20 protein-coding genes and 1 tRNA gene are annotated in these 24,425 nt (G+C 68.3%); 17 read left to right on the forward strand and 4 right to left on the reverse strand.

The features are described 5' to 3' along the window. Nucleotides 1–123: 123 nt before the first annotated feature. From OCL97_RS14635 to OCL97_RS14645, 3 genes are read left to right on the forward strand one after another with little or no spacing between them, the layout of a single operon-like run. Complete coding sequence (locus OCL97_RS14635) at nucleotides 124–1,521, forward strand: Mur ligase family protein (protein WP_377370656.1); 1,398 nt, start codon at nucleotides 124–126, stop codon at nucleotides 1,519–1,521. Between the two features lie 8 nt (nucleotides 1,522–1,529). Further along, a complete protein-coding gene (locus OCL97_RS14640) occupies nucleotides 1,530–2,252 on the forward strand; it encodes a hypothetical protein (RefSeq protein ID WP_377370657.1) in 723 nt (240 codons plus the stop codon). Beyond that, nucleotides 2,252–3,133 (forward strand): hypothetical protein, encoded by an 882-nt coding sequence (locus tag OCL97_RS14645; RefSeq protein ID WP_377370658.1) that lies wholly within the window; start codon nucleotides 2,252–2,254, stop codon nucleotides 3,131–3,133. The genes OCL97_RS14640 and OCL97_RS14645 overlap by 1 nt, the downstream gene beginning before the upstream one ends. Here the strand turns inward: OCL97_RS14645 and OCL97_RS14650 are convergent. Further along, nucleotides 3,112–4,410: an acyl-CoA dehydrogenase family protein gene (locus OCL97_RS14650; RefSeq protein ID WP_377370659.1), complete on the reverse strand. Its 1,299-nt coding sequence runs from the start codon at nucleotides 4,408–4,410 to the stop codon at nucleotides 3,112–3,114. The two genes, OCL97_RS14645 and OCL97_RS14650, sit on opposite strands and share 22 nt — an antisense overlap. A gap of 98 nt (nucleotides 4,411–4,508) precedes the next feature. Between OCL97_RS14650 and OCL97_RS14655 the strand changes: the two genes are divergently transcribed. From OCL97_RS14655 to OCL97_RS14675, 5 genes are read left to right on the forward strand one after another with little or no spacing between them, the layout of a single operon-like run. After that, the gene (locus OCL97_RS14655; RefSeq protein ID WP_377370660.1) at nucleotides 4,509–5,513 is read left to right on the forward strand and encodes a phosphotransferase family protein; all 1,005 of its coding nucleotides are present in this window, start codon (nucleotides 4,509–4,511) and stop codon (nucleotides 5,511–5,513) included. Next, complete coding sequence (locus tag OCL97_RS14660) at nucleotides 5,510–5,863, forward strand: DUF6285 domain-containing protein (RefSeq protein ID WP_377370661.1); 354 nt, start codon at nucleotides 5,510–5,512, stop codon at nucleotides 5,861–5,863. Before OCL97_RS14655 ends, OCL97_RS14660 begins: the two co-directional genes overlap by 4 nt. After that, nucleotides 5,860–7,083 (forward strand): kynureninase, encoded by a 1,224-nt coding sequence (gene kynU, locus OCL97_RS14665; protein WP_377370662.1) that lies wholly within the window; start codon nucleotides 5,860–5,862, stop codon nucleotides 7,081–7,083. The genes OCL97_RS14660 and kynU overlap by 4 nt, the downstream gene beginning before the upstream one ends. Further along, nucleotides 7,080–7,874: a tryptophan 2,3-dioxygenase gene (locus tag OCL97_RS14670; RefSeq protein ID WP_377370663.1), complete on the forward strand. Its 795-nt coding sequence runs from the start codon at nucleotides 7,080–7,082 to the stop codon at nucleotides 7,872–7,874. The genes kynU and OCL97_RS14670 overlap by 4 nt, the downstream gene beginning before the upstream one ends. Beyond that, the gene (locus OCL97_RS14675; RefSeq protein WP_377370664.1) at nucleotides 7,871–8,170 is read left to right on the forward strand and encodes a DUF1905 domain-containing protein; all 300 of its coding nucleotides are present in this window, start codon (nucleotides 7,871–7,873) and stop codon (nucleotides 8,168–8,170) included. The genes OCL97_RS14670 and OCL97_RS14675 overlap by 4 nt, the downstream gene beginning before the upstream one ends. A 4-nt stretch (nucleotides 8,171–8,174) precedes the next feature. On the opposite strand, the gene OCL97_RS14680 is transcribed toward OCL97_RS14675, so the two are convergent. Then, the gene (locus OCL97_RS14680; protein WP_377370665.1) at nucleotides 8,175–9,347 is read right to left on the reverse strand and encodes a carboxynorspermidine decarboxylase; all 1,173 of its coding nucleotides are present in this window, start codon (nucleotides 9,345–9,347) and stop codon (nucleotides 8,175–8,177) included. Between the two features lie 4 nt (nucleotides 9,348–9,351). Continuing rightward, nucleotides 9,352–10,557, reverse strand: a complete 1,206-nt coding sequence (locus OCL97_RS14685) for a saccharopine dehydrogenase family protein (protein WP_377370666.1) — start codon at nucleotides 10,555–10,557, stop codon at nucleotides 9,352–9,354. 416 nt (nucleotides 10,558–10,973) lie between these two features. Here OCL97_RS14685 and OCL97_RS14690 point away from each other — a divergent pair, with 416 nt between their 5' ends. The 4 genes from OCL97_RS14690 to OCL97_RS14705 all read left to right on the forward strand — a co-directional run bounded on the left by OCL97_RS14690 (nucleotide 10,974) and on the right by OCL97_RS14705 (nucleotide 16,505). Further along, nucleotides 10,974–13,379, forward strand: a complete 2,406-nt coding sequence (locus OCL97_RS14690; protein ID WP_377370667.1) for a TonB-dependent receptor — start codon at nucleotides 10,974–10,976, stop codon at nucleotides 13,377–13,379. A 118-nt stretch (nucleotides 13,380–13,497) separates the two neighbouring features. Beyond that, entirely contained in the window at nucleotides 13,498–14,328 is an 831-nt protein-coding gene (locus OCL97_RS14695) for an enoyl-CoA hydratase/isomerase family protein (protein WP_377370668.1), read from the forward strand. 179 nt (nucleotides 14,329–14,507) lie between these two features. After that, nucleotides 14,508–16,106, forward strand: a complete 1,599-nt coding sequence (locus OCL97_RS14700) for a flavin monoamine oxidase family protein (RefSeq protein WP_377370669.1) — start codon at nucleotides 14,508–14,510, stop codon at nucleotides 16,104–16,106. Between the two features lie 15 nt (nucleotides 16,107–16,121). Then, on the forward strand, nucleotides 16,122–16,505 hold the full coding sequence (locus OCL97_RS14705; RefSeq protein WP_377370670.1) for a c-type cytochrome: 384 nt from the start codon (nucleotides 16,122–16,124) through the stop codon (nucleotides 16,503–16,505). Nucleotides 16,506–16,528: 23 nt separating this feature from the next. Here the strand turns inward: OCL97_RS14705 and OCL97_RS14710 are convergent. After that, a tRNA-Cys gene (locus tag OCL97_RS14710) sits at nucleotides 16,529–16,602 on the reverse strand. A gap of 149 nt (nucleotides 16,603–16,751) precedes the next feature. Here OCL97_RS14710 and OCL97_RS14715 point away from each other — a divergent pair. The 5 genes from OCL97_RS14715 (at nucleotide 16,752) to OCL97_RS14735 (ending at nucleotide 24,312) form a co-directional block, all read left to right on the forward strand. Then, nucleotides 16,752–17,324 (forward strand): protein-L-isoaspartate O-methyltransferase family protein, encoded by a 573-nt coding sequence (locus OCL97_RS14715; protein WP_377370676.1) that lies wholly within the window; start codon nucleotides 16,752–16,754, stop codon nucleotides 17,322–17,324. A gap of 120 nt (nucleotides 17,325–17,444) precedes the next feature. Beyond that, nucleotides 17,445–18,956, forward strand: coding sequence for a TolC family outer membrane protein (locus OCL97_RS14720; protein WP_377370671.1), 1,512 nt, complete (start codon nucleotides 17,445–17,447; stop codon nucleotides 18,954–18,956). A 143-nt stretch (nucleotides 18,957–19,099) separates the two neighbouring features. Beyond that, nucleotides 19,100–19,645, forward strand: a complete 546-nt coding sequence (locus tag OCL97_RS14725; RefSeq protein ID WP_377370672.1) for a DUF2497 domain-containing protein — start codon at nucleotides 19,100–19,102, stop codon at nucleotides 19,643–19,645. Nucleotides 19,646–19,783: 138 nt separating this feature from the next. Then, nucleotides 19,784–22,447, forward strand: coding sequence for a valine--tRNA ligase (locus OCL97_RS14730; protein WP_377370673.1), 2,664 nt, complete (start codon nucleotides 19,784–19,786; stop codon nucleotides 22,445–22,447). Nucleotides 22,448–22,551: 104 nt separating this feature from the next. After that, nucleotides 22,552–24,312 carry a class I adenylate-forming enzyme family protein gene (locus tag OCL97_RS14735; protein ID WP_305339114.1) on the forward strand — a complete coding sequence of 587 codons (1,761 nt, stop codon included), beginning with the start codon at nucleotides 22,552–22,554 and terminating at the stop codon, nucleotides 24,310–24,312. Nucleotides 24,313–24,425: the final 113 nt, after the last annotated feature.

Here is a 24,425-nt window from a genome sequence, read left to right on the forward strand (position 1 = left end):
AAGGAAGACCAGCAGAGACTCCGCCCTTATGGTTAATCAGGTCTTAACCGTCGGCGCGCGCGACGCCCTCGACGGAGAGGCAAGGGGTCGGCTAACTCAGGGCCGGTCTCAGGCGGAATCGCGATGCGCATTCATTTCACGGGCATAGCTGGGGCAGGCATGAGCGCGGTGGCGCTGATGATGCGCGACGCGGGCCACGAGGTCTCCGGCTCGGACGAGGACGTCTTCCCGCCGATGTCCACCTATGTGGCCGGGCTGGGCTTCCCGGTGACCTACCGCTTCGATGCCGCCAACCTCCCGAAGGATCTCGACGTCCTGGTGCTGGGGACCAGCGCCAAGCTGGGGGGCGACGACAATGTGGAGGTGGCCGCCGCCCGAGCCCGCGGCGCCCGCATCACCACCTTCGCCGAACTGGTGGGGGAGACCACCAGTCGCCGCGAGAACATCGTGGTGGCGGGCTCCTTCGGGAAGTCCACCTGCTCGGCCCTGATGGCCCACATCCTGCGAGAGGCCGGCCACGATTCCGGCTGGATGATCGGCGCGATCTCGCCCTCCCTGCCGGCCACAGGCCACTGGGGGACCCGCCACGAGATCGTGCTGGAGGGGGATGAGTACATCGTCGGCAATGGCGACGGGCGCTCGAAGTTCGACCTCTACCACCCGGCCCACCTGCTGCTGACCTCCCTGGTCCACGACCACGTCAACGTCTTCCCGACCTTCCGCGAGTACGAGGCGCCGTTCATCCGGCTGATGCACGACCTGCCCAAGGGCGGGCTGATGGTGGCCCGCGACCACTCGGCCATCCACAAGATCGCCGCCGAAACCCAGGCCCACACGGTCTGGTACGACACGGTTCCCTGCGACGGCTGGTTCAGCGACGACGTGGCCTATGGCGAAACCACGACCTTCACGCTGGTCCACCGGGACGGCGAGCGCCTGCCGCTGAGCACAACCCTGTTGGGCGCGCACAACATCGAGAACATCGTCGGCGTCAGCGCCTTCCTGCGGGAGCGCCACCTGGTCAGCGAGGCGGACCTGATCAAGGGCGTCGCCAGTTTCGACGGCATCCGCCGCCGCCTGGACCGGTTGACCCGAACCTCCAGGGTTCCGCTGATCGAGGGCTTCGGCTCGTCCTATGAGAAGGCGCGCTCGGCCATCGACGCCCTGCAGCTGCACTATCCGGACCGCCCGCTGATCGTGGTGTTCGAGCCCCACACCTTCTCCTGGCGCAGCAAGGACGCCCTGGCCTGGTACGACACGGTGTTCTCTGGGGTCTCCCGCGTGCTGATCATCCCGCCGCCGGGACACGGCGCCGAGACCCACCACCAGTCGACCCACGCCGAGATCCTGGAGCGCGTCTATGCGGCGGGCGTCAGGGTCGAGGGGCCTACCAGCGCCCAGGCGGTGATCGAGCAGCTGTCGCACCTGAAGGGCGACGAGATCGTGCTGCTGCTGTCCTCCGGCCCCCTGCTGGGCCTGCCCGACAGCCTGCCGGCGGTGATGGACCGCCTCTACGGATGAGGACCGTCATGCGCCCGCCGATGATCGCCCTGGTCGCCGCGCTCAGCCTGGCCGCCTGTCAGAAGCCCGCGCCGGTCCCGCCGCCCCCACCGGCCGTCACGCCCTTGACCGACGCCGAACAGAACGCCGCCCGCGAGGCCTTGCTGGCGCACGAGGGCGACTGCGCGGCGCCCGCGCCCTTCGACCGCAACAGCCGCCGGCTGCTGGTGGAGGCGCCGCAGGCCTTCGTGGTCTCACCCGCGGGCTTCCCCGGCCCGGTGGTGATCGGCGGCGCCACCGGCGCGACGGTGTTCCGCAAGACCGGCGGGGGCTGGGCCGGCTACATGATCGACCCGATTTCGCAGGTCCAGGCCGTGCGCTACGGCCCGGCGGGCCTCTACCTGATCACCAAGGTCACCCGCGAAGGCGGCGGGCCGCTGGGGATCGCCCTGCTGCCCACCGGCGGCGGCGCCCTGGTCTGCGTCGGGCTTTCGTCCCCGGAGGAACTGAACGCCCCGGCCGAGCATCCGGAATTCGTCAGCCTGTCGATCAGCCGGGCGGGCAAGGGCTCCCTGGTGGCCAAGGCCGAGTGGGAGGACAGGGCCCCGCTGTGGTTCCGCTATGACACCACCGACGGAGGCGCCACCTGGACCGGCGCCAGGACCATCGCCGGCCCGGAAGGAACCGACCTGACGGCGCCGGACCAGACCAAGGTCCCAGCCCCCCTGGCCCGCGAAATCGCCGGCGCCTGATGTTCTTCCTGGAGAGCCCCGCCGACGAGGTGTCTCCGGGCCATCGGAACGCCATCGTCACCGTCCTGGTGGGGCAGGCCTATGTCGAGACCTGGCGGGTCATGTGCGAGGCCAATTGGCGGGCCTATGCTGAGCGCTGGGGCTTTGACCTGATCGTCATCGCCCACCTGCCCGACGCCTCGCCGCGCGGGCGTGGCCGGTCGCCGGCCTGGCAGAAGCTGCTGGTGCTGGATCAGCCCTGGTCGGGCGTCTATGAGCGGATCGTCTGGATCGACGCCGACATCGTCATCGCCGCCCACGCCCCCGACATCCTGCGCGAGGTTCCCGATCCGGCGAAGGTCGGCGCGTCCCTCTCGGGCGCCCAGTTCTCCGAGGCCGAGAAGCACATCTATTTCGAACGCCTGCATAATCTGGTGGTGGAGCCGCAGCTGGCCCCCCTGGCCTGGCGCTTCACCGAGGAGAACGGCTTCTCGGAGTCCGAGATCGACGGGGAGGGGGCCCCGATGCTCAACACCGGGGTGCTGGTGATGAGCCCCCAGCATCACAACGGCCTGCTGCTGGAGATCTACGCCTCGGAGTCGGCCTCACGCCTCTACGAGCAGCCGCTGCTGTCGCGGGAGATCCACCGGGCGGGCCTGCTGGTCCCCATCACCCCGCGCTTCAACTGGGTGATCCACGAGCGCCGCATCCTGGACTTCGCCGAGATCGAGACTGTCGAGCATCCGGAGGTGTGGCGGTTGATAAACCACCTGAGGAACGAGCTCTCCAAGGCCTACTTCCTGCATTTCGCCGGCAGCATGAGCATCATGCAGCACCTCGCCCATCTCAGTCAGGAGACGGGCGAGCCCTGGTGGAAGGCTCAGAGGCCGGCCTCGGCATAGGCCTTCTTCTTGGGCCCCATGAAGCCGAACAGGAAGGCGGCGACCTTGCGGATTTGGATCTCCTCGGCGCCCTCGGTGATCCGGTAGCGGCGGTGGTGGCGGTAGATATGCTCGAAGGGCTTGTGCCGCGAATAGCCGATGCCGCCGTGCACCTGCATGGCGCGGTCGGCGGCCTCGCAGACCAGGCGGTTGGCCCAGTAGTTACACATCGACACCTTGTCGGAGATCTGCCGCTCGATCTCCTTGTGCTCCATGTGGTCCATGTCCCAGGCGGTCTTGCGGATCAGCCAGCGCAGCATCTCGCACTGGGTGGCCAGCTCCACCAGCGGCCACTGGATGGCCTGGTTGTCGGCGAGCGGCTTGCCGAAGGGCTTGCGGGCCCGGGCATACTTGACGCTCTCCTCGATGCAGTAGACCGCCGCGCCGAGGGATGAGGCGGCTTGGCGGATGCGGTTCTGGTGCACGAAGCTCTGGCCCAACCCCAGGCCTCGGTCCACCTGGCCCCAGTAGCTGTCCTCCGGAATCCAGACGTCGGTGAAGCTGACCCGCGGATGGTCGGTGGGCATGTTGAAGGTCCAGAGGTACTCCTCGATCTTCACGCCTGGCGTGTCGGCCGGGACGATAAAGCAGGTGATGCCGGTGGCGTCGCCGTCCTTGCCGCTGGTGCGGGCGAAGACCATGACGTGGGTCGCCACGTGCATCCCCGTCGTCCACATCTTTTCGCCCTGGATCAGCCAGCCGGGCTGGCCGTCCTTGTCCTGGCGCACGGCGGTGGTGTCCATCCAGGTGGCGTCGGAGCCATGCTCCGGCTCGGTCAGGCCGAACCCCGTGCGCATCTTGCCGGCCAGCAGGTTTTCGCCGTCGCGCTCGTACTGGGCGTTGGTGGCGAACTCCTTGAACATCAGGATGAAGGGGTTGTTGCCGACGATGGAGTGCTCGTTCTGCAGGTCGTTGTGCAGGCCCAGGCCCTTGGCGGCCAGGTGCTCGCGGATCACCGCCATGTCGAGGTTGGAACCGCCCTTGCCCCCCAGCTCCTGGGGCCAGGCGTAGCGCAGGTGCCCGGCCTCGTCGGCCAGCCGGCGGGCCTGGCCCAGCAGGTCCTCCCATTCCTTCTTCGGCAGACCGCCGGCGTCCCAGTCGGTGCGCTCATATTCCCGGCGGTGATCGAAGTAGCGCATATTGTCGTCGCGCTGCTCCAGGGGCTTGATCTTGGCCTCGATGAAGCTGTCCAGCTCGGCCAGATAGGCGACGAGTTCGGGGGGCAGGTTGAAGTCCATGGCGTTTCCCTTCGGCCTGTTTTTGGAACCGGTGGCCGATCATTTTGACGATTTACAAGCCGACGCTGAGAGCCGCAGATCGTCAAGCCTGAGTCAGCTTGAGGTTCCGCCACGTCATGGAAGTCGATATTCCACAAGCGCTTGCGCGCCTGGCGCCGACCCTCGGGGGGACGGGCGTCGAGGCCGTCCAGCGCCTGTCGGGCGGGGCGAGCATGGAGACCTGGGCCTTCACCCTGACCGGTGCGAGCGATCCCCGCGAAATGATCCTGCGCCGGCGCTCGGGGCCCTTCGACGAGGCGACCGCGCGCTCCACCTCGCTCGCCACCGAGGCCGCCTTGATCTCCGCCGCCGCCAAGGTCGGGGCGCCCGTCGCGCCGCTGGTCCGGCTGTGCGAACCGGACGATGGCCTCGGGGAGGCGCACATCACCGCCCGCATCGGCGGGGAGGCCCTGGGCCGCAAGATCGTCACCGATCCGCGCTTTGAAGCGGTGCGTCCCACGCTGGCCCGCCAGTGCGGCCAGATCCTGGCCCAGATCCATTCGGCCTCAGCGGACGGCATCCCGCTGAAACGGTCGGACGCGGCGGAGGAACTGGACCGCTACGAGGAGGTCTACCGCCAGTCGGGCGCCCAGCGGCCCATCCTGGAGCTGGCCTTCCAGCACCTGAAGAAACATACGCCGCCGCCGGTGGCCGACGTCCTGCTGCATGGCGACTTCCGCAATGGCAACCTGATGATCAGCCCCGACACCGGTGTCGCGGCGGTGCTGGACTGGGAGCTCTCCCACCTGGGGGACCCGGCCGAGGATCTGGGCTGGCTGTGCGTCAATTCCTGGCGCTTCGGGCGCAGCGACAGGCCGGTGGGCGGGTTCGGCGACTATGGCGACCTGCTGGCGGGCTATGCGCAGGCGGGCGGCGCGCCGGTGGACCTCAGCCGCCTCCGCTACTGGCAGGCCCTGGGGTCGCTGAAGTGGGGCGTCATGTGTTTGATGATGTATTCCAGCTACGCCGCCGGCGCCGAGAGCTCGGTGGAGCGGCCGATGATCGGCCGCCGGGTCTCGGAGACCGAGATCGACCTCGTCAACCTGTTGGAGGCCGGCCTGTGATCACCCATCCGCGCACCGAGGAACTGGTGGAGGCCGTGGCCCGCTGGATCGACACCGTCCGCCCCGAGCTGAAACCCCGCGACGCCTTCCTGGCCCGGGTGGCGGTCAATGTGCTCGGTGTCGTGCAGCGCGAGCTGACCCTGGGTCCCGCCGCCGAGGCCGAGGCCGTGGCGCGGATGTCGGGCCTGCTGGGCCACACGGGGAGCTACGAGGATCTCACCGCTGAACTCTGCGCCAGACTGCAGGCCGGGGAGATGGACGCCGAGACGCCGGGCCTGCTGGCCGCCCTGCGCGCCAATGCCCAGGATCAGGTGGCCATCGACCAGCCCAACTATTCCTCAGCCCGATGACCCGCGATGAAGCCCTCGCGCTCGACCGCGCCGATCCGCTGGCCGCCCGCCGCGACCTGTTCGAGCTGGAAGAGGGACTGATCTATCTCGACGGCAATTCCCTGGGCGCCCTGCCCAAGGCGGTGAAGGGCAGGCTGGCGCAGGCGGTCGAGGCCGAGTGGGGCCGGGGCCTGATCCGGAGCTGGAACAGCGCGGGCTGGATCGACCTGCCGAGCCATGTGGGGGCGAAGATCGCCGCCCTGATCGGCGCTGCGCCCGACGAGGTGATCGCGGCCGACTCCACCTCGGTGAACCTCTTCAAGCTGGCGGCGGGCGCCCTGGCGATGCGGCCGGGCCGCAAGGTCATCCTCAGCGAGCCGGGCAACTTCCCCACCGACCTCTACATCCTGCAAGGCCTGGCGCAGTTCCTGCCCGGCGTGGAGCTGCGGCTGGTGGATCCGGGCGGCCTGCCCGACGCCCTGGACGACAGCGTCGCCCTGCTGCTGCTGACCCACGCCCACTACAAGAGCGGCGAACTGCACGACATGACGGCCCTCACCACCTGGGCCCACGAGGTCGGCGCGCTCGCCCTCTGGGACCTCAGCCACAGCGCCGGGGCCCTGGAGGTGGACCTGACCGGGGCGGACGCCGACCTGGCCGTCGGCTGCGGCTACAAGTACCTGAACGGCGGCCCCGGAGCCCCGGCCTTCGCCTTCGTGGCCAGGCGGCATCAGGCGGAGTTCCAGAGCCCGCTCACCGGTTGGATGGGCCACGCCCAGCCCTTCGCCTTCAGCGACGACTACGCGCCGGGGCGGGGGATGCTGCGAACCCTCTGCGGCACGCCCTCGGTCCTGGGGCTGACGGCCCTGGAGGCGGCGCTCAGCGCCTTCGACGGGGTGGAGATGTCGGCCCTTCGCGCCAAGTCCCGCGCCCTGGGGGACCTGTTCCTGGACCTGGTGGCGGAGCGTTGTCCGGACCTCGGCGTCGCCTGCCCCCGCGACTCCGCCAAGCGCGGCAGCCAGGTCTCCCTGACCCACGACAACGGCTACCCCATCGTCCAGGCCCTGATCGCCCGCGGCGTGGTGGGGGACTTCCGCGCGCCCGACGTGCTGCGGTTCGGCTTGGCCCCGCTCTATGTGCGATATGTCGATGTCTGGGACGCCGTCGATCACCTGGCCCAGGTGATGGCGCACGAGGAATGGCGGGAACCCCGCTTCAACCAGGTGGCGGCGGTGACATGAGCGAGATCCACACCCGGCCCGACATCAGCTACGCCGACTACCTGGCGCTGGACCAGATCCTCAGCGCCCAGCGGCCGCGGTCGGACGAGCACGACGAGCTGCTGTTCATCATCATCCACCAGGCCTCGGAGCTCTGGCTGAAGCTTTCGATCCACGAGCTGGCGGCCGCACGCCAGCAGGTCGCGCAGGACGACCTCGGCCCCGCCTTCAAGATGATCGCCCGGGTCAGCCGCATCCAGGGCCAGCTGATCCAGTCCTGGGACGTCCTGGCCACCATGACGCCGAGCGAATACCACGCCATCCGCCCGCACCTGGGGCAGAGCTCCGGCTTCCAGTCGCACCAGTACCGGATGCTGGAGTTCCTGATGGGGGCCAAGGACGCGTCCATGCTGGCGGTCCACGAAGGGACGCCGGCCCACGCCGACCTTGCCGCCGCCCTGGCCGCCCCCAGCCTCTATGACGAGTGCGTGCGGCTCTTGAAGCGGCGTGGTTTCGACGTGCCCGCCGAGCGCGACTGGGCGCAAGTCCACGTCGCCGATCCGGCCATCGTCGCGGCCTGGGCCACGGTCTACCGCGACCCCGAACAGTACTGGGACCTCTACGAACTGGCCGAGAAGCTGGTGGACCTGGAGTTCCGCTTCCAGCAGTGGCGCTTCGCCCACCTGAAGACCGTGGAACGCATCATCGGCTTCAAACAGGGCACCGGCGGGTCGTCGGGCGCCAGCTACCTGGCCAAGGCCCTGGACGGCTCGTTCTTCCCGGAACTGTTTCAGGTGCGGACGGGGCTGTGAGCCCGTTCAGCTTCGAGGCCGAGGTCATCCACTGGCGCGGCCCGTCGCCCTTCTTCTTCGCCCCGCTACCGGCCCCGGAGGCCGAGGAGATCCGGCGTATTTCCAAGCTGGTGACCTATGGCTGGGGCATGATCCCGGTGGAGGCGGTCATCAACGGCGTGCTCTTCACCACCGCCATGTTCGCCAGGGAGGGGACCTACTACCTGCCGCTGAAGGATGCCGTGCGAAAGAAGGCCAATGTGACGGCGGGGGATCGGATCGCGGTGGAGATGACGGTTCAGCCGGCCCAGCGATAGCCCGTCAGGACAGCCGGTCGCGGAAGTCGGCGTAGTCGAATTCCCGCACCAGGCGCAGGGCGTCGGTGTCGCTGTTCCAGAGCGCGATGGCCGGCAGGGGGACGCCGTTGAAGGTGTTGGTCTTGACCATCGAATAGTGGGCCTGGTCGAGGAAGGCGATGCGGTCGCCGGGCTGGGGCGCCTGTGCGAACACGTAGTCGCCGATGATGTCGCCGGCCAGGCAGGAGGGGCCGCCCAGCCGGGTCGCGACACCGGTGTCAGCCTCGTTCAGCATGGCCGGGCGGTAGGGCGCCTCGATGACATCGGGCATGTGGCAGGTGGCCGAGATGTCGGTGATGGCCACGGGCAGGGTGTTGTCGAAGGTGTCGAGGACCTCGCCCACCAGGATGCCGGCATCCAGCGCGATGGCCTCGCCGGGCTCGAGATAGACCTCGACGCCGTAGCGTTCGTGGATCTGGCGCAGCAGTGTCACCAACCCCTGGATGTCGTAGTCCGCACGGGTGATGTGGTGGCCGCCGCCGAGGTTGAGCCACTTCAGCTTCGGCAGCAGGGCCTCGAGCCTGGGCTCCAGGGATTTCCAGATGCGGTGCAGGGGCTCGAAGCCCTGCTCGCACAGGGCGTGGATGTGCAGGCCGTCGACGCCGTCCAGGTGCTCCGGGCGCAGCTGGGAGACCGGGAAGCCAAGCCGCGAGCCGGTCTGGCAGGGGTCGTACTTGGCGACCTCGGCTTCGCTGTGCTCGGGGTTCAGGCGCAGGCCGATCTCGAACACCTCGCCCTGCGCGCGGGCCTCGGCGATCAGGGCTGCGAACCTGGCGATCTGGTCGGGGGAGTTGAAGATCACCGTGTCCGACAGGTGCAGGATCTCGGGCAGGTCGGCGGCCTTGTAGGCCGGCGAATAGGTGGTGAGCTCGCCGCGATAGTGCTCGCGCGCCAGTCTCGCCTCCCACAGGCCCGAGGCGCAGACTCCGTCCAGGTATTCCCCCACCACGTCGGCCAGGGCCCACATGGAGAAGGCCTTCAGCGCCAGCAGCACCTTGGCGTTTCCCTGCTCGCCCACGTCCTTCAGGGTGGCCAGGTTGCGCCGCACGGCGGCCTCGTCCACCACGAAGCAGGGGGAGGGCACGCGGGCCAGGTCAAACCGGGCGAAGGCGCCGGGACCGCCGGCCTGGGTCTCCATGGCCTCAGAAGGCCAGGGGGGCCGGCAGATCCTTGACCTGCCAGGGCAGACCATGCCGGTTCAGCATGTCCATGAACGGGTCGGGATCGAGCTGCTCCATGTTGAACACCCCCGCGCCTTGCCACTGGCCGGTCAGCATCAGGGCCGCGCCGATCATGGCCGGGACGCCGGTGGTGTAGCTGACCGCCTGGTTGCCGGTCTCGGCATAGGCTTCCTCGTGGTCGCAGATGTTGAGGACGTAGACCGTCTTCTCCGCGCCATCCTTCGCGCCGGTGGCGATGACGCCGATATTGGTCTTGCCCTTGGTCACCGCGCCCAGGGTCGAGGGCTCGGGCAGCAGGGCCTTGAGGAACTGCAGGGGGATGATCTCGCGACCTTCGAACATCACCGGATCGATGCGGGTCATGCCGATATTGGTCAGCACTTCCAGGTGCTTGAGGTAGGAATCTCCGAAGGTCATCCAGAAGCGGATGCGCTTGATCTCCGGATAGAACCGGGCCAGCGACTCCAGCTCCTCGTGGTACATCAGGTACATGTTTCGCGGGCCGACCTGCTCGAAGTCGAAGACCTGCTTCTGGGCCAGGGCTGGTCCCTCCACCCACTGACCGTTCTCCCAGTGGCGGGAGGGGGCGGTCACTTCGCGGATGTTGATCTCGGGATTGAAGTTGGTGGCGAAGGGGTGGCCGTGGTCGCCGCCGTTGCAGTCGAGGATGTCCAGGGTCTCGATGCTGTCCAGCAGGTGCTTGGCGACATAGGTGGTGAAGACCGAGGTCACGCCCGGGTCGAAGCCGCAGCCCAGCAGGGCCATCAGGCCGGCGGCCTTGAACCGCTCCTGATAGGCCCACTGCCAGCTGTATTCGAACTTGGCTTCGTCGCGGGGCTCGTAGTTGGCGGTGTCGAGATAGTTCACCCCGGCCGCCAGGCAGGCCTCCATGATCGCCAGGTCCTGATAGGGCAGGGCCAGATTGACCACGAGGCCGGGCTTCACGGCCTTGATCAGCGCCGTGGTGGCCGCGATGTCGTCGGCGTCCAGCTCGGCGGTGTCGATGGTCACGCCGGTGCGCTCTTTGACCGAGGCCGCGATGGCGTCGCACTTGCTGCGCCGGCGGCTGGCCAGCGTGATGTGCGAGAAGATGTCCTGGCTCATGGCCATCTTGTGGACGGCGACGGAGCCGACACCGCCAGCGCCGATAACAAGCACCCTACTCATCTGTGCCCCTTCTGACGCGGAACCAAACTTCTAGAACATGGCCGCCGACGGGCGGCGTTGCGGGGGGATTATCACGACCAGGCCGGGTCCGCTAACCGCCGACAACAACGCGCCGGATGTCGGAACGCCGCATATCCGCCCGCCCTTGGAAAGAAAAGCCAAAGGGAGCGGTCAGATGAGGAAAATTATCGCCACAGCCTTCGTCAGTCTGGGCGGGCTGATGGAGGCGTCCGGCCGGGGCTAGGGAGCCCAAGCAGAGGTTACGCGTATTACCTCCGCCGTTTCCGCGACGACATCGTCCAGTCACATGACGGGATGAGGAAGCGACGGAAGTCCGGTCATCGCGCGTTCAGGTGAAAAGGTCTCCTAGAGAGAGACTGCGCCGCTTCCCCCGCCTCAGTAACAGGTCAATCATCTTGAGCTTCTCCCATGCCTCCGGCGCCATCGCGTCCGGCCTCCTGCGTCAACTGCTCGCCGGCACGGCCGCCGTCGCCCTGACCGCCGGCGCGGCCCAGGCCCAGACCCCTGCGCCCGCCGCCGCCGCGGGAGCCGATGCCTATGGCGACGAGGACACCGAGGTCGAGGAGTTGGTGGTGACGGCCGGAGTTCGCGCCCTGCGGGGCTCGGTGGCGGGCGACATCGCCCCGGAGGTCACGCTTTCGGCCCGCGAGATCCGCGCCTATGGCGCGGCCAGCGTCTCGGAGCTGCTGGAGGCTCTGGCCCCCCAGACCGGCAGCGGCCAGGGCAACGGCGGCCGCCCGGTGGTGCTGATCAACGGGGCCCGCGCCTCGGGCTTCTCCGAAATCCGCGACCTGCCCACCGAGGCCATCGCCCGGGTGGAGATCCTGCCCGAGGAGGTTTCGCTGAAGTACGGCTACCCCGCCGAGCAGAAGGTGGTGAACATGGTCCTGCGCCAGCGGTTCCGCGCCACCCTGGCGGAGGGTTCGGTCCAGGTCCCGACCCAGGGGGCGGCCGGATCGACGGTGGCGGGGCACGCCGCGGTGCTGCGTATCCAGCGCGGCCAGCGTCTGACCCTGGACGCCAAGGCCACCCAGTCTGACTCGATCCTGGAGGCCGACCGCGACGTAATCGGCGCCAGCCCGTTCCGGACCCTGCAGCCCGACACCACCAATGTGGTGTTCAACGCCGTCTACGCCCGGCCCCTGGGCAATGGCGTCTCCGGCACCCTCAACGGGACCTACGAATCCACCGACACGGAGTCCAAGCTCGGCCTCTCGCCCTTCTCCACCGAGGCCCTGACCCGGCGTTCCACCAGCGACAACGCCAGCCTGGCGGGCGCCATGAGCGGCGCCTATGCCGGCTGGCAGTGGTCCTACACCGGCAATCTCTCGCGCAACGTGGCCAAGTCCTTCAACGACCGGGCTCTGGGCGCCATCGCCTATACCGATCGAACCAAGTCGGTGACCACCTCGGCCCAGTCCGACATCGTGCTCAACCGCGCCTTCTTCGACCTGCCGGCCGGGCAGATCGGGGCCACCCTCACGGGCCGGGTCTCGACGACTAACCTGGAGAGCGAGGCCCTTCGCGCCGGGGCCACCACGGCCACCGACCTGACCCGCAATATCGGCCAGTTGCAGGCCAGCTTCGACGTGCCCCTGCTGCGGGCCGGCGAAGGCCTGGGCGAGACCTTCGGCAAGCTGTCGGGCAACGTCAATCTTGGCTACCAGCACCTGTCGGACTACGGCGACCTGGAGACCGTGGGCGCGGGCCTGAACTGGACCCCGGTCAAGCCGCTGCGCCTGCTGGCCTCGGTCAATCGCACCGACCAGGCGCCCACGATCAACCAGCTGGGCGATCCCGTGGTGGCGACCCCGGGCGTGCGGGTCTTCGACCTGAGCCGCGGCGAGACCGTCGACGTCACCCGGGTGACCGGCGGGTCGCCGAACCTCACCGGAGGCCAGCGGGAGGTCCTCAAGCTGGGCGTGACCTACAAGCCCTTCGACGAGACCAACCTGACCTTCCAGGCCAACTACGTCTCCAGCCGCACCGAGGACGTGGTGGCCTCCTTCCCGTCAGCCTCGACCCAGGTGGAGGCCGCGTTCCCCAACCGCTTCGTCCGCGACGCCAGCGGTCGGCTGGTGCAGATCGACGCCCGCCCCGTGAACTTCGCCAGCCAGGCGCGGGACGAGCTGCGCTACGGCTTCACCTATTCGCGCAATGTCGGCCCGCAGCCGACGCCCGAACAGATCGCCGCCATGCGCCAGCGTCGCGCCGAGGGGCGGCCGCCCGGCGGGGAGGGCCCCGGCGGCGGCTATCGCGGCGGTGGCGGCGGCCGGGGCGGCGGTGGCGGTTTCGGCGGCTTCGGCGGCGGTGGCCCGCGGGGCGGTGTCTTCCAGTTCGGCGTCTATCACACCGTGGCGTTCCGCGATGACATCCTGATCCGCCCCGGCCTGCCGGAGCTGGACCTGCTGGACGGCGCGGCCATCGGGGCCGGTGGCGGCTCGCCGCGCCATCAGGTGGATGTGCAGGCCAACTACACCAAGGGCGGCCTCGGCGCGTCCCTGAACGCCAACTGGCAGGCGGCGACGCGGGTCGAGGGCGGCCCCACGGCCGACGACCTGGAGTTCTCCGACCAGACCACGGTGAACCTGCGGCTGTTCGCCGATCTGGGCGCCCAGCCTATCGCCCGCGACTATCGGTGGCTGCGCGGCGCGCGGGCGACCCTGTCGGTGGACAACCTGTTCGACAGCCGCCAGGAGGTCCGCGATGGGACCGGTGTCACCCCCATCAGCTACCAGCCCGACCTGCTGGATCCGGTGGGCCGATCTGTGAAACTGACCGTCCGGAAGCTGTTCTTCTAGCGGTGCGCGCCTGCCACGACCCCAACCCTGATTTCGCAGCCACGCCATAGGCCTTGCATCGAACCGGCAACGGTCCTTAGCTGGGTCCAACGAAAAAACAGACAAATGGGAGATGGCCATGAGTGAGACACTCACCCAGGCGCGCGCCGACCAGTCGGCCGAGGTGCTCTATGACGTCGCGGGCGGTGTCGCCACCATCACCCTGAACCGGCCCGAGCGGCTGAACACCATCTCGGGGCCCATGCTGTCGCTGCTGTCCAAGCTGCTGCTGCAGGCTGACGCCGACCCGGAGGTCCGCTGCGTCATCCTCACCGGGACGGGCAGGGCGTTCTGCGCCGGCCTGGATCTGGTCAGCGCCACCAGCGGATCGGGGATCGGCTCGGAGTCGCAGGTCAGCAACATCTCCGTGGACCTGGACCTGAAGACCGCCCCGCCCACGGTGATCTTCAACATGAACAAGCCCACCATCTGCGCCCTGAACGGCTCGGCGGCCGGCTATGGCCTGGACACCGCGCTTGGCTGCGACATCCGCATGATGGCCCAGGGCGCCAAGCTGGCCGCCGCCTTCGTCAAGCGTGGCATCGTTCCGGAATCGGGGGGAACCTGGTTCCTGCCTCGCCTGATCGGCTGGTCCAAGGCCGCCGAGCTGATCTTCACCGGCCGGACCCTCACCGCCGACGAGAGCCTGGAGATGGGCCTGGCGACCCACGTCGTGCCGGACGCAGACCTGATGACGGAGGCGCGGAAACTGGCCGACGAAATCGCCGCCAACGCGCCGCTGGCGGTGCAGTCGGCCAAGCGGCTGATGCGCATGGGCCTGAACGAGACGTTCAACGACCACGTCCACCACGTCTACCTGCAGTTCCTCCAGCTGATCCGGACTCAGGACTTCCGGGAGGGCATGACCTCGTTCCTGGAAAAGCGGCCGGCGGACTTCCACGGCCGCTAGAAACGGCCGTTCGCCGCGCAGGTATTCGCCCGGCGCCCAAAACCAACGTCCGCCGCCCAGGCATTAGGCACGGTCGTACCCTTTTCCACCGGTCACATGGGGAATGTCAGAATGGCGATTGTCTCCCCGGCCCCCTGCCGCTCCCTTGCGCGCCAACGCGTCGTGCGTGGGGATTGGTGATGACTCGGGACCTGATGAACAGCGGTGGCGGCGTCTCGCGCCGCAGCTTCCTGGAGAGCCTCGGCGGCATGGGCGGTTCGGCCCTGCTGATGGCGGGCATGAGCGCCCTCGGGTTCGGCATCGCCTCGGCCAACGCGAGCCCGCCGGCGCTGGGGGAGGGCGGCAAGGGCAAGAAGGTGATCGTTCTGGGCGCGGGCGTCGCGGGCATGGCCAGCGCCTATGAGCTGTCGAAGGCCGGCTACGAGGTCATGGTCATCGAGGCCCGCGACTTCGCCGGCGGGCGCTGCCAGACCGCGCGCAAGGGCTTCAAGCTGACCGAGCTGGGGGGCGAGGCTCAGGAATGCGACTTCGACGACGGGCTGTACATCAACCACGGCCCATGGCGGATCCCGTACCACCACCACTCGACCCTGCACTACACCAAGCTGTTCAACGTGCCGCTGGAGGTCTTCGTCAACGACAACGACGCCTCCTATGTCGCCTTCGCCAAGGGCAAGGGGCCCCTGGCCGGCAAGGCGATCCGCAAGGGCCAGATCGCCGCGGACGCCCGCGGGTCCGCCGCCGAGATCCTGGCCAAGCAGGTCAAGCAGGGCGCGCTGGACCAGCAGATGACCGCCGACGACCGCGAGAAGTTCCTCGCCTACCTGACCCACGAAGGCTACCTGAACGCCGACCTGGCCTACAAGGGCACGGACGGCCGCGGCTTTGACATCGACCCAGGCGCCGGGCTCGATCCCGGTCCCGGCAAGATGTCTGCGCCCTATGCTCTCACCGACGTGATGCAGTCCAACGCCTGGCGCGTGCTGACGTCGGTGGCCGGCTACGAGCAGCAGCGCACCATGTTCCAGCCGGTGGGCGGCATGGACCAGATCGCCAAGGGCTTCGAGCGCCAGATCGGCAAGCTGATCCGCTACTCCACCGTGGTGAAGAAGTACCGCCAGAACGACAAGGGCGTGGAGGTCACCGTCGCGGGCCCGGGCGGCAAGACCGAGACCCTGAAGGCCGACTACTGCATCTGCACCATCCCGCTGTCTGTCCTGCGCCAGATGGACATGGGTGTGTCGGCCAAGTTCAAGGAGGCGATCGGGGCGGTGTCCTACGCCCTGGTGGGCAAGATCGGCCTGCAGATGAAGACCCGGTTCTGGGAGGAGAAGCACTCGATCTACGGGGGCCACGTCTATACCGACAACCCGGAGATCAACACGATCACCCTGCCGTCCACCGGCTTCCAGAGCCAGAAGGGCGTGCTGCAGGGCTACTACAACTTCGGCGCCTCAGCGGCGAAGGTCAGCGCGCTCAGCCCCAAGGCCCGCCAGGACTTCGCGGCCCAGGGCGGCAAGGTCGCCTTCCCGGAATACGCCGACAATGTGGAGACCTCGTTCAGCGCCGCCTGGCACCGGATCGAGCACAATCTCGGCGGCTGGGCCGAGTGGAACGAGGAATCCCGCAGGGACGCCTATCCCATCCTCTGCGAACCCGACGGTCGCCTGTACCTGGCCGGCGAGCACCTGTCCTATCTGACCGGCTGGCAGGCCGGTGGGATCGAGAGCGCGTGGCAGCAGATCGCCAAGCTGCATAAACGCGCCCAAGCGGCCTGACTGGAGTTCCTGTTGATGCGTCTTACGATTCCCCTGCTGGCGGCGGCGCTTGGCCTGTGCGCGGCGCCGGCCTTCGCGGCCGACGGCAAGCAGCTCTATCTCGACAACTGCGCGGCCTGCCATCAGCCCACGGGCAAGGGCATCGATGGCGCCTTCCCCGCCCTGGCCGCCAGCAAGGTGGTCCAGGGTGATCCGAAGGAGCCGATCATCCGGGTCCTGAAGGGGCGGGGCGGCATGCCGGCCTTCTCCACGGAACTGACCGACCTGGAGATCGCCAAGGTGCTGACATATGCCCGCGTGACCTGGGGCAACAAGGGCAAGCCCGTGCAGCCGACCCAGGTCACCGCCCTGCGCGTCGGCGCCAAGGGGCCTACGGTCAAGCCCGCCCTGGCGCACTAGTCTCGGCGTTTTTCGGGAAAGTATGGAGGCCTGACCCGGAATCGAACCGGGGTGCACGGATTTGCAGTCCGCTGCGTAACCACTCCGCCATCAGGCCACCGCCGACGTCTTGAACACGCCGGAAGTTTGGAAGGGCGGATGGCTAACAGAACCGCCCGCCTCGGGCAACGTCTGTCGCAGGGTCGCATTGCGTTCGGGTTAAGGGCGGACCTATAAGCGCGCAACTTGACGTTTCCGGTTTGGGGAATCATGGCCGATCTCGCCGCAGCTCGTTCGAACATGGTGGAGAGCCAGGTGCGTCCCAGCGACGTCACCGACATCCGCATCCACGACGCCATGCGCGTCATCCCGCGTGAGGACTTCGTCCCGGCCGGCAAGCGGTACCTAGCCTATGCGGACGTGCCGGTGGAGTACGCGCCCGGACGCGCCCTGCTGAAGCCCCGCGATGTGGCCAAGCTGCTGCAGATGGCAAAGCCCGTGACGGGGGAGAAGGCCCTGGCCATCGCCGCCCCCTATGCGGCGGCCGTGCTGGAAGACATGGGCGTGGTGGTGGAGCGCCTCGACGACGGCGACCTGACCGCTGTCCCTGGCGCCAACTATGACCTGATCGTGGTGGAGGGCGCGGTGACCCGCGCGCCGGAGGCCTGGCTGAAGGCCCTGGCCCCTGGCGGACGCCTGGCGGTGGTGGAGCGTGAGGGCCCGGTGGGCAAGGCCGCGCTCTACATCCGGGCCGACGACGAGATCGGCCGGCGCACCGTGTTCGACGCCACGCCGCCGCTGCTCGGCGGCTTTGAAGCGCAACATGGTTTCGCCTTCTGAGCGCCCTGAAACACCCGCGAAACCTTGGTGTGAAAAAAGCTTAAGGTGGAGCCCTCTGGCGTCCTCTCAATTCGGCGGTCATATAGACCCCGATTTCTCTCGCCGATTTCGGGGATAAGCATGTTGAATAGCCGTCGCGGAGGTTTACTCGCCGCGGTCTGCAGCGCGGCCTTCATCTGCGGCCTCGCCGCGAGTCCGGCCGCCGCCGAAACCCTGGCCGACGCGATCGCGCTTGCCTACGATTCCAACCCCACCCTGCAGGCCCAGCGGGCCACCCAGCGCGCCCTGGACGAGAACTACGTCCAGGCCCGGGCCGGCTACCGGCCCTCGCTGAGCGTCACCGCCGGCGCGACCTATCAGGAAACCCGCACCCCCGCCGCGGCGCGGGGCTTGACCATCGACACCAACGGCGATGGCGTCGCCGACGCCCGGGGCGCCGGCATCCAGGAGGGGAACTCCGGCAGCGCCGCCCTGTCTCTGAACCAGCCCCTCTACACGGGCGGCCGCGTCGCCGCCGCGGTCTCCGCGGCCGAGGCCGACATCCTGACGGGCCGTGAGAACCTGCGCCGGGTCGAGGCCCAGGTGCTGGGCACGGTCATCACCGCCTATGTGGACACTCGCCGCGACCAGGAAACGGTCCGCATCCGGCAGGAAAATGTTCGCGTGCTGGAGCGGCAGCTCGAGGAATCCAAGGCCCGTTTCGAAGTGGGCGAAATCACTCGCACCGACGTCGCCCAGTCCGAGTCGCGACTGTCCGCCGCCCAGTCGCTGTTCCAGTTATCCCAGGCCCAGCTGGCCATCAGCCGCGCCAACTATGTCGCCGTCGTGGGCCAGAGCCCGAGCGACCTGGCGCCCGAGCCGTCGCTGGCCTCGCTGCTGCCTTCGACCGTGGACCAGGCCTTCGACACCGCCCAGGTGGACAACGCCCAGATTCGCGCCGCCCAGTACGCCGAGCAGGCCAGCAAGGCGCGCGTGGCCGGCGCTCGAGCCGAGCGCATGCCGTCGGTCTCCCTGACCGCCCGCCTGGGCTACACGGGCGGCGCTGAGCCCTTCGACAGTGATCTCTATTCCCGCAACGTCACGGGCGGGGCGACCGTCACCCTGCCGCTGTTCAGCGGCGGCCTTACCAATTCTCGCGTGCGCCAGACCATCGAGCGCAACAATGTCGACCGCATCGGGGTCGAGACGGCCCGCCGGGCCGTGCTGCAGAACCTGACCCAGGCCTGGAGCCAGCTCACCGCCGCCCGCGCCAATATCGGCTCCTCCGACACCCAGGTGCGCGCCGCGCGCATCGCCGCCGAAGGCACCCGCCAGGAGCAGCAGGTCGGCCTGCGCACCACCCTCGACGTGCTGAACGCCGAGTCCGAGCTGCGCGCCGCCGAGTTGGCCCAGGTCAACGCCCGGCACGATGAATATGTCGCCGCCGCCAGCGTGCTCTCCCAGATGGGCCACCTGGAGGCCAGCCGCCTGACCCCCAACGTGCCGCGCTACGACCCCAAGTCGAACTTCGGTAAGCTGCGGATCACCTGGGGCTGGGTGCCGTGGGAGGAGCCGATCGCCATCGTCGATTCGGTGTTCGTTCCTCAGCCTGTGGAAAAGCCCGCCCCGAAACCGGCGCCGACCGCCCAATAGGCTGCAGCGGGTCGTGCGAAGGCGCGACCTTTCGCCTGTCGGGCGAATCCGCCCTTGCGCAGCTTGGCGGAAATTGCAGGATCGCACCGTCGCGCCTAGGCTGGCGCCGATGGATTCTCTCTTCGCTCCAGCGACGGCTCAAAATGTCTGATCAGACCTCTCAAGAACCGACAATGGAGGAAATCCTGGCCTCCATCCGCCGCATCATCTCGGAAGATGACGCGCCGGCCGGGGAGGCTGCGCCCGCCGAGGAGCCGGTGGCCGAAGAGGCTCCGCGGGAAGAAATCCCGATCCCGCCCGAGGACGAGGACGACGGCGTCCTGGAACTGACCGAGAAGGTCGAGACCCACGGCGACATCGACGTCTATGCCGCCGCCGCGCCCGAGCCGGAACCCGAGCCCGCCTATACGCCGCCGCCGCCCGAGCCGACCGCCTGGGCCGATGACGCCCCGGACGTGGGCCCCGGCGCGGGCCTGGTGAGCGATCCCGCCGCCGCCGCCGCCGCCGCGGCCTTCGGCGCCCTGTCGTCCCAGATCCTGATGCCGCGCGATGGCCGCACCCTGGAAGACGTGGTGCGCGAACTGCTGCGTCCGCTGCTCAAGCAGTGGCTGGACGACAACCTGCCGCGCATTGTGCAGGACACCGTCCAGTCGGAAGTCGAGCGCATCGCGCGCGGCGGCCGAGTATAAAGCTCACCTGATCGTCAGGGCCGGAACCGGCCCTCCATGATCCCCGAGGCGTCCGCGCCGGAGGGATGACGTTTTGTTGGGTGCGGGGTGTCGTGGATTTGCGGCTGTCGCCGCGCCCGTATATGCACCGCAGCCAGCATGCTTGAAAAAACCTTCGACCCGAAAACCGCCGAACCCCGTCTCTATGCGAAATGGGAGAGCTCCGGCGCGTTCGCCCCGATCTCAGATCCGGCGGCCGAGCCCTTCTCCATCGTGATCCCGCCGCCCAACGTGACGGGGTCGCTGCACATCGGGCATGCGCTGAACAACACCCTGCAGGATGTGCTGATCCGCTTCGAGCGGATGCGCGGCAAGGCGGCCCTGTGGCTGCCCGGCACCGACCACGCGGGCATCGCCACCCAGATGGTGGTGGAGCGCCAGCTGGCCGCCGCCGGCAACCAGAGCCGCCGGGACATGGGCCGCGAGGACTTCGTCGCCAAGGTCTGGGAATGGAAGGCCGAAAGCGGCGGGACCATCACCAACCAGCTGCGGCGCCTGGGCGCCTCCTGCGACTGGAGCCGGGAGCGCTTCACCCTGGACGAGGGCCTGTCGGCCGCCGTGCGCAAGGTGTTCGTCACCCTGCACAAGCAGAAGCTGATCTATCGCGACAAGCGGCTGGTGAACTGGGACCCGGCCCTGCAGACCGCCATCTCCGACCTCGAGGTCGAGCAGAAGGAGGTGGATGGCCACTTCTGGCACTTCGCCTATCCGCTGGAGGACGGCTCGGGCGAGATCGTCGTGGCCACCACCCGGCCCGAGACCATGCTGGGGGACACCGCCGTCGCCGTGCACCCCACCGACGAGCGCTACAAGCACCTGATCGGCCGCGCTGTGCGCCTGCCCATCGTGAACCGGCCGATTCCGATCATCGCCGACGAATACGCCGATCCCGAGAAGGGCTCCGGCGCGGTGAAGATCACGCCCGCCCACGATTTCAACGACTTCCAGGTCGGCAAGCGCAACAACCTGCCGCAGATCAACATCTTCACGCCTGACGCGAAGATCAATGAGAACGGCCCGCGCGACTATCAGGGCCTGGACCGCTTCGAGGCCCGCAAGAAGGTGATCGCCGCCTTCGAGGAACTGGGCCTGCTGCGGGAGGTGGAGAAGACCCGCCACGCCGTCCCGCACGGGGACCGTTCCGGCGTTGTCGTCGAGCCCTACCTGACCGACCAGTGGTACGTCGACGCCAAGACCCTGGCCGGCCCCGCCATCAAGGCGGTGGAGGAGGGGCGCACGGTCCTCGAACCCAAGACCTGGGAAAAGACCTACTACGAGTGGATGCGCAACATCGAGCCGTGGTGCGTCTCGCGCCAGCTCTGGTGGGGCCACCGCATTCCGGCCTGGTATGGGCCGGAGGGCAAGATCTTCGTCGAGGAGACCGAAGCCGCCGCCAAGGCCGCGGCGCGCGAGTTCTATGGCCGCGACGAACCGCTGCGCCAGGACGAGGACGTGCTGGACACCTGGTTCTCCTCGGGGCTCTGGCCGTTTTCCACCCTGGGCTGGCCGGAGGAGACCGCCGACCTGGCGCGCTTCTACCCCACCAACACCCTGGTGACGGGCTTCGACATCATCTTCTACTGGGTCGCCCGCATGATGATGCTGGGCATCCATTTCACCGGCCAGGTTCCGTTCAAGCGGGTGTTCTTCAACGCCCTGGTCCGCGACGCCAGCGGCGCCAAGATGTCCAAGTCCAAGGGCAATGTCATGGACCCCCTGGACCTCGTGGACCAGTACGGGGCCGACCCTCTGCGTTTCACCCTGACCGCCATGTCGGGCCAGGGCCGGGATATCAAGCTCTCGACTCAACGCATTGAGGGGTATCGGAATTTCGGCACCAAGCTGTGGAACGCCGCCAATTTCTGCCAGTTCAACGGCTGTGTCCGAGCCGAGGGCTTCGACCCGGCCGCGGTGACCAATCCGCTGAACCGCTGGATCGTCGGCGAGACGCAGAAGACCGCCCAGGCGGTCACCGAGGCCATCGCCGCCTGCGGCTTCGATGGGGCGGCCAACGCGTTGTACCGGTTCATCTGGAACACCTACTGCGACTGGTACGTCGAACTCTCCAAGCCCCTGCTGAAGGGCGAGGACGCCGCCGCCAAGGCCGAGACCCAGGCCACGGCCGCCTGGGCGCTCGATGTGATCCTGAAGCTGCTGCACCCGATCATGCCCTTCCTCACCGAGGAGCTGTGGAGTCAGACCGCCGATCTGGGCGCACCGCGCGCCGAGGGCATGCTGATCACCGCCCAATGGCCCGACCTGCCGGCCAGCCTGCTGAACCCGAAGTCCGAAGCCGAGATCGGCTTGATCGTGGCGGCCATCACCGAGGGTCGCTCGGTGCGGGCCGAGCTGAACGTGCCAGGATCGGCGCGTCCGCCGCTGCTGGTGCTGGAGGCCGACGCCGCCCAGCGCGCCGTGCTGGAGGCCAATGGGCCGATCATGGCCCAGCTGCTGCGGGTCTCGGAGGTCCAGGTCGCCGAGACCGCGCCGCAGGGCGCCATCCCCTTCGTGGTCCAGGGCGTGACCTTCGCCCTGCCGGTGGCCGAGTTCATCGACCTGGCCGTCGAGAAGGTTCGGCTGGCCAAGGAGATCGCCACCCACGCCAGCGACATCGCCCACGTGATGAAGAAGCTCGGCAATCCGGCCTTCGTCGCGAACGCCAAGGAGGAGGTGGTGGAGGAGAACCGCGAACGCCTCGCCGAATCCGAGGCCGCCAAGATCAAGCTGGAAGGCGCGCTGGCGAGGCTGGAAGCGGTGGTCTGAGGCGAACCGGCGTTCTGCCAACGGGCGTTTGCGTCGGCTCCTAGGTTATGCTTGTTCACCCACGACGACGCGGCGGCAAGCTGCGCACCTAGTGGAGAAAGCAGATGACCCAGGACGCCCTGCCGGCCGGTTGGCCCGCCATGTCCATCGCCGAGGCCAACGCCCTGATCACCGCGCCGGGATCGGCCGCGGAGGTCGAGGAAGTGGTTATCCGGGGTATCAAGACCAAGACCTGGAAGAACCTGCCGCCGACCCTGCGCTCGGTGGTGGAGGCCGGCCGCGCTCACGGCGAGAAGGTGTTCCTGGTCTATGAGGACGAGCGGGTCACCTACGAGGCCTTCTACCGGGCCGTCGCCAGGTTCGCCGTCGAACTCCAGGGCCAGGGCCTGAAGAAGGGCGACCGGGTCGCCATCATCATGCGCAACCTGCCGGAGTGGCCGGTGGCCTTCTATGCCGCGGCCTCCCTGGGGGCGATCGTCACGCCGCTGAACGCCTGGTGGACCGGGCCCGAGCTGGAATACGGCCTGACCGACTCCGGCTCCAAGATCGCCATCCTGGACACCGGCAGCTATGGCCGCCTGGCCGAGCACCTGCCCAACTGCCCTGACCTGCAGCGCATCTATGTCAGCCGCGAGATCGACGAGATCGCCCATCCCCAGGTGACCAAGCTGGAGGCCGTGATCGGCGGCGCCAACGAGTGGATCAGCCTGCCCGACCAAGCCATCCCGCCCGCCGAGATCGACACCGACGACGACGCCACCATCTTCTACACCTCCGGCACCACGGGTAAGCCCAAGGGGGCTCTGGCCACCCACCGCGCGGTCAATTCCAACATCATGGCCGGCGCCGCCTCGGGCGCGCGGGCCTTCCTGCGTCGCGGCGAAGCGCCGCCCGCGCCCGACCCCGATGCCCCGCAACGCTCGTCGCTGATCTCGGTGCCCTTCTTCCACGCCACCGGCTGCTTCGCGGTGCTGAACCCGTCACTGATCGGCGGCGCCAAGCTGGTGATGATGCACAAGTGGGACGTGATCCGCGCCTTCGAGCTGATCCAGCGCGAGAAGATCCAGTCGGCCGGCGGCGTGCCCACCATCGCCTGGCAGCTCATCGAGCATCCCCTGCGGGAGAAGTACGACCTGTCGTCCCTGGAGAGCGTGGCCTATGGCGGCGCGCCGTCCGCCCCGGAACTGGTGCGGAAGATCAAGGAGACCTTCCCCAAGTCGGCCGCCGGCAACGGCTGGGGCATGACCGAGACCTGCGCCACCGTCACCACCCACGGCGCCGAGGACTACGCCAACCGCCCCGACAGCTGCGGCCCCGCCGTGCCGGTCAGCGAGCTGCAGATTCGCGATCCCGCCGATGGCGTCACGGTGCTGCCCCCCAACGCGGTGGGCGAGCTCTGGGCCAACGGCCCGCAGATCGTGAAGGGCTACTGGAACAAGCCGGAGGCGACCGCCCAGACCTTCGTCGACGGCTGGGTGCGCACCGGCGACCTGGCCCGCGTGGATGAGGAGGGCTTCTGCTTCATAATCGACCGGGCCAAGGACATGCTGATCCGGGGCGGCGAGAACATCTACTGCATCGAGGTGGAGAACGTCCTCTATGACCACCCCGCGGTGATGGACGCCGCCGTCGTCGGCATTGTTCACCGGACGCTGGGCGAAGAGCCGGGCGCCGTGGTCACCCTGAAGCCGGGCGCCAGCGCCACCGAGGCTGAACTGCGGGCCCACGTGGCCGAGCACCTGGCCGCCTTCAAGGTCCCGGTGAAGGTGAAGTTCTGGCACGAAACCCTGCCGCGCAACGCCAACGGCAAGATCCTCAAGAACGAGCTGAAGAAGCTGTTCGAAGAGGACGCGGCGACCGCCTGACTGGACATGCGCTCTCAACCGCTCATCCCGGCGAAAGCCGGGATGTGGATTCTCGTTCGAAGTGCAACACCCTGGAGAAGGCCTCGGCTGGGGTGTGGAAGTCCAGGCACTGT

This window comes from Phenylobacterium ferrooxidans (assembly GCF_042714595.1).
Classification (GTDB): domain Bacteria; phylum Pseudomonadota; class Alphaproteobacteria; order Caulobacterales; family Caulobacteraceae; genus Phenylobacterium; species Phenylobacterium ferrooxidans.